We start from the raw sequence: 13,437 nt of genomic DNA, 5'->3' as shown, positions 1-13,437 counted from the left end.
GCACTTTTGCCTGTCAGCCCCCGTGCTTGGTTATACTCCGTGCGATCCGCCTGGAGCGCTCATCAGGAGAGCTCATGCTCGCCCCCGTTCAAATCACTTCCGCGACTCGTCAGAATCTCTGGCGGCTGACGTTCATCCGCACCTTGGTGCTGGCCGCCCAGGCCGGTTCCGTGGGCCTGGCCTACTGGCTCGACTTGCTGCCGCTGCCCTGGTTTCAACTGGCCGCGACCCTCGGTTGTTCGATGTTGCTGTGCGCGTTCACGGCGATCCGCTTGCGCACCTCATGGCCCGTCACCGAACTCGAATACGCCGTGCAACTGGCCTGCGACCTGTTTATCCACAGTGCCTTGCTGTATTTCTCCGGGGGCTCGACCAACCCTTTCGTCTCTTATTACCTGGTGCCGCTGACGATCGCCGCCGTGACGCTGCCATGGCGTTATTCGGTGATCCTGTCGGGCATTGCGCTGACGATGTACACCTTGCTGCTGGCGGGTTTCTATCCGTTGCAAACCTTCCCGATTGCCCGGGAAAACCTGCAGGTCTACGGGATGTGGCTGAGTTTCGCCCTGGCCGCCGCGGTGATCACGTTCTTTGCCGCGCGCATGGCCGAAGAGCTGCGCCGCCAGGAAGAACTGCGCGCCATCCGTCGCGAAGAAGGCCTGCGTGATCAGCAATTGCTGGCCGTCGCGACCGAGGCCGCCGGTGCCGCCCATGAACTGGGCACGCCGCTGGCGACCATGAGCGTGCTGCTCAAGGAAATGCGCCAGGACCATCATGACCCGATGTTGCAGGACGACCTGAGCGTACTGCAGGATCAGGTCAAGCTCTGCAAGGAAACCTTGCAACAGCTTGTTCGGGCGGCGGAGGCCAATCGCCGTTTGGCGGTGGAAATGCAGGACGTCACCGACTGGCTCGACGAAGCGCTGAACCGCTGGCACCTGATGCGCCCGGAAGCCAGCTACCGCTTCCAGCGTCTGGGCCAGGGCACCGTGCCGCGCATGGCGCCGCCGCCTGACCTGACCCAGGCGCTGCTGAATCTGCTCAACAACGCCGCCGACGCTTGCCCCGAAGGGCTGCAAGTGACGCTGGACTGGAATGCCGAGGATTTGACCATCAGCATTCGCGACCACGGCGCCGGTGTGCCGCTGGCCATTGCCGAACAGATCGGCAAACCGTTTTTTACCACCAAGGGCAAAGGTTTCGGCCTGGGCCTGTTTTTGAGCAAGGCCAGCGTGACACGCGCCGGCGGCTCAGTGAAACTCTACAGTCATGAGGAAGGCGGCACGCTCACCGAGCTGCGCCTGCCCCGTGTCGCCCGAGGAGACGAACATGAGTGACGAGATCCAAGTCGAAGGCGAAGAGCTGCCGCATTTGCTGCTGGTAGATGACGACGCCACGTTCACCCGCGTGATGGCGCGAGCCATGGCCCGCCGCGGTTTTCGCGTCAGCACTGCCGGTTCCGCCGAAGAAGGCCTGACCATCGCCCAGGCCGACATCCCGGACTACGCCGCGCTGGACCTGAAAATGGACGGCGATTCGGGCCTGGTGTTGTTGCCCAAACTGCTCGAACTCGACCCGGACATGCGCGTGGTGATCCTCACCGGTTACTCGAGCATTGCCACCGCCGTCGAGGCGATCAAGCGCGGTGCATGCAACTACCTGTGCAAACCGGCAGATGCCGATGACGTCCTCGCCGCGTTGCTCTCCGAGCACGCCGACCTCGACACCCTGGTACCGGAAAACCCGATGTCGGTGGATCGCCTGCAGTGGGAACACATCCAGCGTGTGTTGACCGAACACGAAGGCAATATCTCCGCCACTGCCCGCGCCCTGGGCATGCACCGCCGCACGCTGCAGCGCAAACTGCAGAAACGTCCCGTTCGTCGCTGAACCTGCGCTGAACGAATGCCGGCCACGCCTCGCGACAGACCGAACCGATCCTCTATGATCGGTTCGTGCGTGTTCTTTTCTTTATCGAGCCTTTTCCATGAATCAGAACGCTGAATATTCCGCGGTCAACGATGCTGTGCGCGGGCAGTTTTTTCGCAAAGTCTGGGCGATGATCACGCCTTACTGGCGCAGTGAAGAGAAGGGCAAGGCCTGGACGCTGCTGATCGCGGTGATTGCGTTATCTCTGGTCAGCGTGGGCATCTCGGTGTGGTTCAACACCTGGTACAAGGATTTTTACAACGCGCTGCAGCAAAAGGACGAGGCCGCGTTCTGGCGGCTGATTCTATATTTCTGCGGGATTGCCGCGGTGGCGATTATCGGCGCTGTGTACCGGCTCTACCTGACCCAGATGCTGACCATTCGCTGGCGTGCCTGGCTCACTGAAAAGCATTTTGCCCGCTGGCTCGGCAACAAGAACTACTACCAGCTGGAGCAGGGCGGTTACACCGATAACCCGGACCAGCGGATTTCCGAAGACCTCAACAACTTCACCTCGAACACCCTGGAACTGGGCATCGGTTTGCTGCGCAACATTGTGAGCCTGGTGTCGTTCTCGATCATCCTTTGGGGCGTTTCGGGCAGCATTGAGGTGTTCGGTTTCACCATTCCCGGCTATATGTTCTGGTGCGTGCTGGTGTATGCCGTGATCGGCAGCTGGCTGACCCATTTGATCGGCCGTCGCTTGATCGGCCTCAACAACCGACAACAACGCTTCGAAGCCGACCTGCGTTTCTCCATGGTCCGCGTCCGTGAAAATGCCGAAAGCATCGCCTTGTACAACGGCGAGCCCAATGAAAACCGTCGCCTGAGCAACCGCTTCGGGCTGGTCTGGCACAACTTCTGGGACATCATGAAGGTGTCCAAGCGTCTGACGTTCTTCACCGCAGGTTACCAGCAGGCCGCCATCATCTTTCCGTTCATGGTCGCCGCGCCACGTTACTTCGCCGGCAAGATCGAGCTCGGAGAGCTGATGCAGATCAGTTCGGCGTTCGGCAATGTGCAGGAGAGTTTCAGCTGGTTTATCAGTGCGTACCAGAACCTCGCGTCGTGGCGCGCCACCTGCGATCGTTTGCTGAGTTTCCGCCAGGCCATGACCGACAATGAAGAGCGTGCGCCAGCCATCGACGTGCAGAATCAGGGTGATGCATTGAAGGTGCATGACCTGGGCCTCGACCTTGCTGATGGTCGTCATCTGCTGACCAACGCCGACATGACCGTGGAGGAGGGCGAGCGCGTGATGCTCAGCGGCCGCTCTGGCAGTGGCAAGTCCACACTGTTGCGGGCGATGGGTCATCTGTGGCCTGCGGGCCATGGCAGCATTCGTCTGCCGGCGGCGCGCTATCTGTTCCTGCCGCAAAAGCCTTACCTGCCGATTGGCACGCTGCGCGAGGCGTTGAGTTATCCACAGCCTGGCGAGACCTATCCGCACGAGCGTTACGTTCATGTGTTGGAAACCTGCCGTTTACCACACCTGGTTTCGCGCCTGGATGAAGCGAATCACTGGCAACGCATGCTTTCCCCGGGTGAACAGCAACGCCTGGCCTTTGCCCGCGCGCTGCTTTATGCACCGCAATGGCTGTACATGGACGAAGCGACCTCGGCGATGGACGAAGAGGATGAGGCGTCGCTGTATCAGGCACTGATCGATGAGATTCCGGGGCTGAGCATTGTCAGCGTCGGGCATCGCAGCAGCCTGAAGCGCTTCCATCCGCGGCATGTGCGCATTGAAAATGGCCATCTGGTGGACCAGACCGTGACCGCATGAACACCACAAGACTCTGTGTGGGCTTTTGTGGTGAGGGGATGAATCCCCTCGCCACAATTCGCGTCCACAGGGAGTGGTGGTGATCGTACAACCACCTTGAGCTATGATGCGGTTTCAGCCGAATTTTTCGAGACAGACGTTCACCATGGAAAACCCGATCGATGCACCACGCCTTCCACGCAAGCGCCGCAGCCTCGCACAGGAACTGGTGACGGTGCTGTCCGAGCAGATTCGCGACGGTCAACTCAAGCGCGGCGACAAGTTGCCCACCGAGTCGGCGATCATGGATGCCCATGGCGTCAGTCGCACCGTGGTGCGCGAAGCGATTTCCCGTTTGCAGGCGGCCGGGCAGGTGGAAACCCGCCACGGCATCGGCACCTTCGTGCTCGATACGCCGAGCCCGAGCGGTTTTCGTATCGACCCGGCCACCGTGGTGACGCTGCGTGATGTGCTGGCGATTCTGGAATTGCGCATCAGCCTCGAAGTGGAATCCGCCGGCCTCGCCGCACAACGCCGCAGCCCTGAACAGTTGGCGCTGATGCGCGCCGCGCTGGACGCCTTGAACGAAAGCGCGGCCCACGCCAGTGATGCCGTGGCCTCGGACTTTCAGTTTCACCTGCAAATCGCGCTGTCGACCGGCAACCGCTATTTCACCGACATCATGACCCACCTCGGCACCAGCATCATTCCGCGCACCCGACTCAACTCGGCGCGCCTGGCCCATGATGATCAGCAGCACTACATGAGCCGTCTGAGCCGTGAGCACGAAGAGATCTACGATGCGATTGCCCGCCAGGATTCCGATGCCGCGCGGGCGGCGATGCGCTTGCATTTGACCAACAGCCGCGAGCGGTTGCGTCATGCCCATGAAGAGGCTGAGGCGCAGCGGGGCTAGAGGTAAGGATCTTTCACCTCGATCGTTTTGTAATCCACGTACTCAATTGTGTCGTTCAGCAAAACCTTGAATATTTTCAGGGTGATTTCCCAGTACTGGCCGGGCAGTGTTTCAAACGCGACGATATCGCCCACACTCACATTCAGGTCAAAATCTGATGGCAACTCCTGAGCTGCATGTCTGGTTTTGGCAGGAAAGTTAAACCGATGGATTGTGCTCATGGGGCCTTCGCCTGTGCAGTGATTGACTGCCCGATTAAGCCTCGGAGGTAGGGGACTCGAAACTGTAAGAAATAACAGTTTCGATGAATGGTCAGTGTCAATCCGCCTTCGCCGCTGCGTCACAGATAAGGCCATCGCGGGCGAACCCGCGATGGGGCCAGAAGCCTTCAAACCATCTTTCAGACGGTTTTCAAAATCCCCCGGTCTACTCGCACCGTCAGTTTGGCTGCCTTGGGCCTGGCATCGAACGCCACGACCCCAGACTCACCCACCACCGCTTTGGCAATCGGCTTGCCATCCGCCAACAACTCCAGCGGCGCACCCTTCAGCGATTGGCCCGAGGCCAGTTCCAGTTTCAATTTGATGCTCATCATCGATCTCCTTATCAGGCCACGTTGCCAGTCGGGTTGTAGTCCTTGAGCAGCAGGTAAGTGCTCCAGCCCCACCAGTCATCCACCGTGGCGGTATCGTTCAGGTTGTTGACGTCCTTGCGCCGCAGCACCTTGGTGCCCTCGACCTTGAACAACGGCGAGAAATTGCCCGTCGGGCTCAACACCGCTTGCAGATCAGGCAGTTTTTTCAACGCTGCGAAGCTGCCTGGCGAAGGGGCGATGCCGCTGAGGTACGCCGCGAATATCTCATCCGCAGACACTTGAACCGCTTGATTGACCTGGAGGCGGTTGGCGCTGTCGATGGCATCGAAGTAGCGTTTGTCGCCATACGCATGCCATTGAGCGCCATCGCCATTACGCACGTTGAGGCCGAACTTGCTGTCTTCGTCGTGCATGAAGCGGGTGATCAACGAGCCCAGATCACTCGGCGTGACCACTGCCGCCAACTGTTTGCGTGGCACGCGCAGATGGCCGGCGGAAAACAGGTCGGTCAGGTAGTGATCGGCGAAAGCGTTCAGCGCATAGGCCAGTTCCAGCGACTGGTCGTCAGCTGTGTTGTGGGCGATCACCGCTTGTTGCAACGCGGCCGTGTGCCCGGCGATGTAGGCCAGCAGTGCCCATTCGGCGAAGTGATCGGCATTGTTGGCGGCCAGTTTCAGGTAGCGCCCCAGTGGGTACAGGGCGGAAACGAAGCTGCCGCCGCCGGTGATTTTGTTCCACTCTTCCGACAACGTATCACCCAAGGCGTCATACGCCTCGTGGGGCTGCTTGCCATCCTTGATCGCCTGTTTGACTGCGGCGATTTCCTTCTGCATGACGCCGAGAATCAGCTTCGCCTCGGCGTTGGACGCGGGCAGGACCGCCAGGGAATTGAAAGCCTCGGTAAAACGCTGGACCCGGTCGGCAGCGGTTGCGCCTTCGCTGACCGGTTTATCCGCAATTCCATAGAAATCACCCCCCAGGGCAACGATCTGCCCATAGGTCAGTGCCAAGCCGTTCGGCAAGTGCAACTCGACCTGCGACGCCACTACAGCAGGGGCATCCTTGACGAAACGTAGCAGCGTGTTATCACCGATGGCCGTGTGTTCACCCCCCTCGAACCTCAGCTGTGGCTTGCCTTTCAAGGCGTTGACGGATGCAGAGGTGGACGGTTGATGGGTGTCGGAGCCAGGGGCGTCGAGGTGCAGGAGCAGGTGGTCATTACCCGTAATGGCGATGCCGTTCTCGTTGAACAGATCATCCAGACTTGCGATGACCGGCTTCGGTTTTTCCTGGGTTTGTGTGTGTAGACCTGACATTTCTATCTCCTTGATATGTCGTCGGTATGCTTGAAGTTAACTGTATGTATATACAGTTATTCAGAGCATAGAGGAGAACTTTCCTACGTCAAGAAAATACTTTTCCGACGCATAAATTTTGGATGCGGCGATGAAATGCAGTTGACGGTTGTTTTTTAAGTTGTACGATGACCTACAACTTCGGCGCAGGCTGAACGATTTCCTCACACACAAACGTGCTACCCAGGGTGTTCGAATAATGAATCCACAAGAACTGAAGTCCATCCTCTCTTCCGGTCTGCTGTCTTTCCCGGTTACCGATTTCAATGCTCAGGGCGATTTCCATCGCGCTGGCTACATCAAGCGTCTCGAATGGCTGGCCCCATACGGCGCTTCGGCTCTGTTCGCCGCAGGCGGCACCGGTGAGTTCTTCTCTCTGGCGGCCAGCGAATATTCGGAAATCATCAAGACCGCCGTCGACACCTGCGAAACCAGCGTGCCGATTCTGGCCGGTGTGGGTGGTTCGACCCGCCAGGCGATCGAGTACGCACAGGAAGCCGAGCGTCTGGGCGCCAAAGGCCTGTTGCTGCTGCCGCACTACCTGACCGAAGCCAGCCAGGACGGCGTTGCCGCTCACGTTGAAGCCGTGTGCAAATCGGTGAAGATCGGCGTAGTGGTTTACAACCGCAACGTCTGCCGCCTGACCGCGCCGTTGCTGGAACGTCTGGCCGAGCGTTGCCCGAACCTGATCGGCTACAAAGATGGCCTGGGCGATATCGAGTTGATGGTGTCGATCCGTCGTCGCCTCGGCGATCGCTTCAGCTACCTGGGTGGTTTGCCGACCGCCGAAGTCTACGCAGCGGCCTATAAGGCACTGGGCGTGCCGGTTTACTCCTCGGCGGTGTTCAACTTCATCCCGAAAACCGCGATGGATTTCTACCACGCTATCGCTCGCGAAGATCACGCCACCGTCGGCAAGATCATCGACGACTTCTTCCTGCCGTACCTGGACATCCGTAACCGCAAAGCCGGTTACGCGGTGAGTATCGTCAAGGCCGGGGCAAAAATTGCCGGCTATGACGCAGGTCCTGTGCGTGCGCCGCTGACCGACCTGACCGGCGAAGAGTACGAAATGCTCGCCGCGTTGATCGACAAGCAAGGTGCGCAGTAACACACCCGATTAAACAAGGCCGCTGAGTGATCAGCGGCCTTTTGCGTGAGGAGATTCCCCAGTGGCAGATGCAAAGCGTTTCGATAACTACATCAACGGTGAATGGGTTGCCGGCAGTGATTACTGCGCCAACATCAACCCGTCCGAACTGACCGATACCATCGGCAACTACGCCAAGGCCGATCTGGCCCAGGTCCACGCCGCCATCGACGCCGCCCGCGCTGCGTTTCCGGCCTGGTCGACGTCGGGCATTCAGGCTCGCCACGATTCACTGGACAAGGTCGGTACTGAAATCCTCGCTCGCCGCGAAGAGCTCGGCACTTTGCTCGCCCGTGAAGAAGGTAAAACCCTGCCTGAAGCCATCGGCGAAGTGACCCGCGCCGGTAACATCTTCAAGTTTTTCGCCGGGGAAACCCTGCGACTGTCCGGCGACTACTTGCCGTCGGTACGTCCGGGCGTCAACGTCGAAGTCACTCGTGAAGCATTGGGCGTAGTTGGCCTGATTACCCCGTGGAACTTCCCGATCGCCATCCCGGCGTGGAAAATCGCCCCGGCCCTGGCCTACGGCAACTGCGTGGTACTGAAACCCGCCGACCTGGTCCCGGGTTGCGCCTGGGCCCTGGCTGAAATCATCTCTCGCGCAGGCTTCCCGGCCGGCGTGTTCAACCTGGTGATGGGCAGCGGTCGTGTGGTGGGCGATGCGTTGGTGCAGAGCCCGAAAGTCGACGGCATCAGTTTCACCGGCTCTGTCGGTGTCGGTCGTCAGATCGCCGTCAGCTGCGTGTCGCGCCAGGCCAAGGTTCAGCTGGAAATGGGCGGCAAGAACCCGCAGATCATTCTCGATGACGCCGACCTCAAGCAAGCGGTCGAGCTGTCGGTTCAGAGCGCGTTCTACTCCACCGGCCAGCGTTGCACCGCTTCCAGCCGCTTCATCGTTACCGCCGGCATCCACGACAAATTCGTCGAAGCCATGGCCGAGCGCATGAAGTCGATCAAGGTCGGTCACGCGCTGAAAACCGGCACCGACATCGGTCCGGTGGTTTCCCAGGCTCAGCTTGAACAGGACATGAAGTACATCGACATCGGCCAGTCCGAAGGTGCGCGTCTGGTCAGTGGCGGTGGTCTGGTGACTTGCGATACAGAAGGCTACTACCTCGCGCCAACCCTGTTTGCCGACAGCGAAGCGGCGATGCGCATCAGCCGTGAAGAGATCTTTGGCCCGGTGGCCAACGTGGTTCGCGTTGCGGATTACGAAGCGGCACTGGCCATGGCCAACGACACCGAATTCGGTCTGTCGGCGGGCATCGCCACCACGTCGCTGAAGTACGCCAACCACTTCAAGCGCCACTCCCAGGCCGGGATGGTGATGGTCAACCTGCCGACTGCCGGTGTGGATTACCACGTTCCGTTCGGTGGGCGTAAAGGTTCATCCTATGGCTCCCGCGAGCAGGGTCGCTATGCGCAAGAGTTCTACACCGTCGTGAAAACCTCCTACATCGGTTCCTGATTCACGCAATACCTGTGGGAGCTGGCCTGCCAGCGATGGCAGCACCTCGGTGTGAAGGACATACCAAGGTGCCCGCATCGCTGGCAGGCCAGCTCCCACAAAAAACAATCGTTATGACCCGCATAAAAATAATCAGTGGGAGTACATCTACATGCAATCGACTCAGAAGCCGACTCACGTCCGCTATTTGATCCTGCTCATGCTGTTTCTGGTGACCACGATCAACTACGCCGACCGGGCGACCATCGCTATCGCCGGCTCCAGCCTGCAAAAAGACCTCGGCATCGACGCGGTCACTCTCGGTTATATCTTCTCTGCATTCGGTTGGGCCTACGTGGCCGGGCAAATTCCCGGTGGCTGGCTGCTGGACCGTTTTGGTTCGAAAAAAATCTATGCGCTGAGCATCTTCACCTGGTCGCTGTTCACCGTGCTGCAGGGCTATGTCGGCGAGTTCGGCATGTCCACGGCGGTGGTTGCGCTGTTCATGCTGCGCTTCCTGGTGGGCCTGGCCGAAGCGCCATCCTTCCCCGGCAACGCCCGCATCGTCGCGGCCTGGTTTCCGACGGCTGAACGCGGCACCGCTTCGGCGATCTTCAACTCGGCGCAATACTTCGCCACCGTGTTGTTTGCGCCGCTGATGGGCTGGATCGTCTACAGCTTCGGCTGGCAGCACGTGTTCATCGTCATGGGCGTGATTGGCATCATCTTCTCGGGCATCTGGCTCAAGGTTATCCACAGCCCACGCCAGCACCCGATGATCAACGACGCGGAGTTCCAGCACATCGCCGATAACGGCGGCATGGTCGATATGGACCAGGACAAAGGCAAAGGCAAAAAAGGCGACGGCCCGAAGTGGGACTACATCCGCCAGTTGCTGACCAACCGCATGATGCTTGGCGTGTACCTCGGCCAATACTGCATCAACGGCATCACCTACTTCTTCCTGACCTGGTTCCCGGTATACCTGGTGCAAGAACGCGGCATGACCATCCTCAAGGCCGGTTTCATTGCCTCGTTGCCGGCGATCTGTGGCTTCATCGGTGGTGTGCTCGGCGGGGTGATTTCCGATTACCTGCTGCGCAAGGGCCATTCCCTGACCTTCGCCCGCAAGGCGCCGATCATTGCCGGTTTGCTGGTTTCCAGCAGCATCGTGGCCTGCAACTATGTCGATGTTGAATGGATGGTCGTCGGCTTCATGGCTCTGGCATTCTTCGGCAAAGGCGTGGGGGCGCTGGGCTGGGCGGTGGTGTCCGATACTTCGCCGAAACAAATCGCCGGTCTCAGCGGTGGTTTGTTCAACACCTTCGGTAACATCGCTTCGATCACCACTCCCATCGTGATTGGCTACATCATCAGCTCCACCGGTTCGTTCAAATGGGCGCTGGTGTTTGTCGGTTGCAACGCACTGGTTGCAGTGTTCAGCTACCTGGTGATTGTTGGTCCGATCAAGCGTGTGGTGCTCAAAGAGCCACCGGTCAGCGGTCCTGAAACCAACAACAAATTGTCTCAAGCGCATTCCTGAGGAGCGGCGTCATGCAGTTGATTGAACACTCCGACTCGCCGCGCTACATCCGCCTGCACGAGCGGGACAACGTAGTGATTGTGGTCAATGACCAGGGCGTGCCCGCCGGCACCGAATTTCCCGATGGCCTGGTGACGGTGGACTTCGTGCCGCAGAGTCATAAAGTCACCCTCGAGGATATTCCCGAGGGCGGTCAGGTGATTCGCTACGGCCAGACCATTGGCTACGCGTTGCAGCCGATTCCTCGTGGCAGTTGGGTCAAGGAAGATCAACTGCGCATGCCCACCGCGCCGCCGCTGGACAGTTTGCCGCTGTCCACCGAAGTGCCGGCCGCGCAGGCACCGCTGGAAGGTTTTACGTTCGAGGGTTATCGCAATGCCGACGGCACCGTCGGCACGCGCAACATTCTGGGGATTACCACCACGGTTCAGTGCGTCACCGGCGTGCTCGATCACGCGGTCAAGCGCATCAAGGATGAATTGCTGCCCAAGTACCCGAACGTCGATGACGTGGTGGCGCTGACCCACAGCTACGGCTGTGGCGTGGCGATCACCGCCACCGACGCGTACATCCCGATTCGCACCGTGCGCAATCTGGCGCGCAACCCGAACCTGGGCGGCGAAGCCTTGGTCATCAGCCTGGGCTGTGAGAAATTGCAGGCCGGGCAGGTGATGCACGAGAACGACAGTTCGGTCGATCTCAGCGAGCCGTGGTTGTACCGCTTGCAGGATTCGAGTCACGGTTTCACCGAGATGATCGAGCAGATCATGGCGCTGGCCGAGACCCGTCTGAAGAAGCTCGATCAGCGTCGCCGGGAAACCGTGCCGGCGTCCGAGCTGATCCTCGGCATGCAGTGCGGCGGTAGCGATGCGTTCTCCGGGATTACCGCGAACCCGGCGCTGGGGTTTGCCTCGGACCTGTTGCTGCGTGCGGGCGCGACGGTGATGTTTTCCGAAGTCACCGAAGTGCGCGATGCGATTTACCTGCTGACTTCCCGCGCCGAAACCGAGGAGGTCGCTCAGGAGCTGGTACGGGAAATGGACTGGTACGACCGATACCTGGCCAAGGGCGAAGCGGACCGCAGCGCCAATACCACGCCGGGTAACAAGAAGGGCGGGTTGTCGAACATTGTCGAGAAGTCCCTCGGGTCGATCGTCAAATCCGGCAGCAGCGCGATCAACGGGGTGCTGGGCCCTGGCGAACGCTTCAAGCGCAAAGGCCTGATTTTCTGCGCGACCCCGGCCAGTGATTTTGTCTGCGGGACGTTGCAACTGGCGGCAGGAATGAACCTGCACGTGTTCACCACCGGGCGCGGTACGCCGTATGGTCTGGCGATGGCGCCGGTGGTGAAGGTGTCGACCCGGACTGAACTGGCGCAGCGCTGGCCTGACCTGATCGACATCGATGCTGGGCGGATTGCGACCGGGCGGGCATCGATCGAGGACCTCGGGTGGGAGTTGTTTCACTACTACCTGGACGTGGCCAGCGGGAAGAAGCAGACGTGGGCCGAGCAGCACAAACTGCATAACGACATCACCCTGTTCAACCCGGCGCCGATCACCTGATACCGCGTTATCGTTCATCGCCAGCAGGCTGGCTCCCACAGTGATCTTCGGTGTTCACACAGTTTGTGCAACAAAGAAGATCTCCTGTGGGAGCGAGACCGGCTTGCCGGCGATGGCGATCTACCAGACGCCAACGTCCTCGGTGGCTTATCATTAGCCAACTAACGACACCCTCAAGGTTCTCCCCGGCATGCTGGCAATTTTCCTCGAAACCCTGAACATCACCGCGCCGGTGTTTGCCATGCTGTTTCTGGGGGTGCTGCTCAAGCGCATCGACTGGATCAACGACAATTTCATCCACACCGCATCGGCTCTGGTGTTCAACGTCACCATGCCGGCGTTGCTGTTCCTGGGCATCCTGCATGCCGACCTGCACGCCGCCCTGCAACCGGCGCTGCTGATCTATTTCTCGATTGCGACGCTGGTGTGTTTCGCCATCGCCTGGGGCTGGGCGATCTGGAAGTGTCCGCGTGAGGACCGGGGGATTTACACCCAGGGTGCGTTTCGCGGCAACAACGGCGTCATTGGCCTCGCGCTGGCGGCGAGCATGTACGGCGATTACGGGATTTCCCTCGGGGCGATTCTCGCGGCGCTGGTGATCCTGTTTTACAACACGCTCTCGACCATTGTGCTGGCGGTCTACAGCCCGGTGATCAAGTCCGATCCGTGGAGCATCTGCAAAAGCGTGATGATCAACCCCTTGATCATCAGCGTGTTTGCGGCAGCGCCGTTTGCGTATTTCAAGATCGGTTTGCCGGGTTGGCTGGAGACGTCCGGCCAGTACCTGGCGCAAACCACGTTGCCATTGGCGTTGATCTGCATCGGCGGCACGCTGTCGCTGGCGGCCATGCGCAAGAGCGGCAGCATGGCGCTGAGTTCAAGCCTGGTGAAGATGATCGGCCTGCCGGTGCTGGCGACGCTGGGGGCGTGGTTGTGGGGCTTTCGCGGGGCGGAGTTGGGGATTCTGTTTCTGTACTTCGGTAGCCCGACCGCTGCGGCCAGTTTTGTCATGGCCCGTCAGGCCAACGGTAATCATGAACTCGCGGCAGCGATCATTGTGATCACCACGCTGATGGCGGCGGTGACCACCAACGTCGGGATCTTCCTGCTGCAGTGGGGCGGGTGGATTTAGCCCTGAGATTTTGGGTTGTTCTTTCGGGCCTCATCGCCGG

12 protein-coding genes are annotated in these 13,437 nt (G+C 59.8%); 9 read left to right on the top strand and 3 right to left on the bottom strand.

Annotated elements, in window-relative coordinates:
- Positions 1 to 74: 74 nt before the first annotated feature.
- The 4 genes from ACM6I5_RS06840 to ACM6I5_RS06825 all read left to right on the top strand — a co-directional run bounded on the left by ACM6I5_RS06840 (position 75) and on the right by ACM6I5_RS06825 (position 4,610).
- Positions 75 to 1,337, top strand: a complete 1,263-nt coding sequence (locus tag ACM6I5_RS06840; protein ID WP_017336510.1) for an ATP-binding protein — start codon at positions 75 to 77, stop codon at positions 1,335 to 1,337.
- A complete protein-coding gene (locus ACM6I5_RS06835; protein ID WP_017336511.1) occupies positions 1,330 to 1,890 on the top strand; it encodes a response regulator transcription factor in 561 nt (186 codons plus the stop codon). The genes ACM6I5_RS06840 and ACM6I5_RS06835 overlap by 8 nt, the downstream gene beginning before the upstream one ends.
- Before the next feature lie 97 nt (positions 1,891 to 1,987).
- Positions 1,988 to 3,715 (top strand): ABC transporter ATP-binding protein/permease, encoded by a 1,728-nt coding sequence (locus ACM6I5_RS06830; RefSeq protein ID WP_017336512.1) that lies wholly within the window; start codon positions 1,988 to 1,990, stop codon positions 3,713 to 3,715.
- Between the two features lie 145 nt (positions 3,716 to 3,860).
- On the top strand, positions 3,861 to 4,610 hold the full coding sequence (locus tag ACM6I5_RS06825; RefSeq protein WP_414883449.1) for a FadR/GntR family transcriptional regulator: 750 nt from the start codon (positions 3,861 to 3,863) through the stop codon (positions 4,608 to 4,610).
- Here the strand turns inward: ACM6I5_RS06825 and ACM6I5_RS06820 are convergent.
- From ACM6I5_RS06820 to ACM6I5_RS06810, 3 genes are all read right to left on the bottom strand, one after another.
- A complete protein-coding gene (locus ACM6I5_RS06820) occupies positions 4,607 to 4,831 on the bottom strand; it encodes a hypothetical protein (RefSeq protein WP_253436305.1) in 225 nt (74 codons plus the stop codon). The genes ACM6I5_RS06825 and ACM6I5_RS06820 overlap by 4 nt on opposite strands.
- 179 nt (positions 4,832 to 5,010) lie before the next feature.
- Positions 5,011 to 5,202 carry a hypothetical protein gene (locus tag ACM6I5_RS06815; RefSeq protein ID WP_414883448.1) on the bottom strand — a complete coding sequence of 64 codons (192 nt, stop codon included), beginning with the start codon at positions 5,200 to 5,202 and terminating at the stop codon, positions 5,011 to 5,013.
- A 14-nt stretch (positions 5,203 to 5,216) separates the two neighbouring features.
- Positions 5,217 to 6,521 (bottom strand): phospholipase, encoded by a 1,305-nt coding sequence (locus ACM6I5_RS06810; RefSeq protein ID WP_414883447.1) that lies wholly within the window; start codon positions 6,519 to 6,521, stop codon positions 5,217 to 5,219.
- A 238-nt stretch (positions 6,522 to 6,759) separates the two neighbouring features.
- Here ACM6I5_RS06810 and kdgD point away from each other — a divergent pair, with 238 nt between their 5' ends.
- The 5 genes from kdgD to ACM6I5_RS06785 all read left to right on the top strand — a co-directional run bounded on the left by kdgD (position 6,760) and on the right by ACM6I5_RS06785 (position 13,397).
- Positions 6,760 to 7,671 carry a 5-dehydro-4-deoxyglucarate dehydratase gene (kdgD, locus tag ACM6I5_RS06805; protein WP_017336515.1) on the top strand — a complete coding sequence of 304 codons (912 nt, stop codon included), beginning with the start codon at positions 6,760 to 6,762 and terminating at the stop codon, positions 7,669 to 7,671.
- A 61-nt stretch (positions 7,672 to 7,732) separates the two neighbouring features.
- Positions 7,733 to 9,178 carry an aldehyde dehydrogenase family protein gene (locus ACM6I5_RS06800; RefSeq protein ID WP_414879355.1) on the top strand — a complete coding sequence of 482 codons (1,446 nt, stop codon included), beginning with the start codon at positions 7,733 to 7,735 and terminating at the stop codon, positions 9,176 to 9,178.
- 151 nt (positions 9,179 to 9,329) lie between these two features.
- Positions 9,330 to 10,700: an MFS transporter gene (locus tag ACM6I5_RS06795; RefSeq protein WP_017336517.1), complete on the top strand. Its 1,371-nt coding sequence runs from the start codon at positions 9,330 to 9,332 to the stop codon at positions 10,698 to 10,700.
- An 11-nt stretch (positions 10,701 to 10,711) separates the two neighbouring features.
- Positions 10,712 to 12,265 carry a galactarate dehydratase gene (gene garD, locus ACM6I5_RS06790; protein WP_017336518.1) on the top strand — a complete coding sequence of 518 codons (1,554 nt, stop codon included), beginning with the start codon at positions 10,712 to 10,714 and terminating at the stop codon, positions 12,263 to 12,265.
- Between the two features lie 190 nt (positions 12,266 to 12,455).
- Positions 12,456 to 13,397, top strand: a complete 942-nt coding sequence (locus ACM6I5_RS06785) for an AEC family transporter (protein WP_414883446.1) — start codon at positions 12,456 to 12,458, stop codon at positions 13,395 to 13,397.
- The last annotated feature ends 40 nt before the right edge of the window (positions 13,398 to 13,437 follow it).

The organism is Pseudomonas sp. IT-P171 (assembly GCF_949767765.1).
Taxonomy (GTDB): Bacteria; Pseudomonadota; Gammaproteobacteria; order Pseudomonadales; family Pseudomonadaceae; genus Aquipseudomonas; species Aquipseudomonas fluorescens_B.
This window is presented reverse-complemented; position numbering and strand designations above follow the sequence as displayed.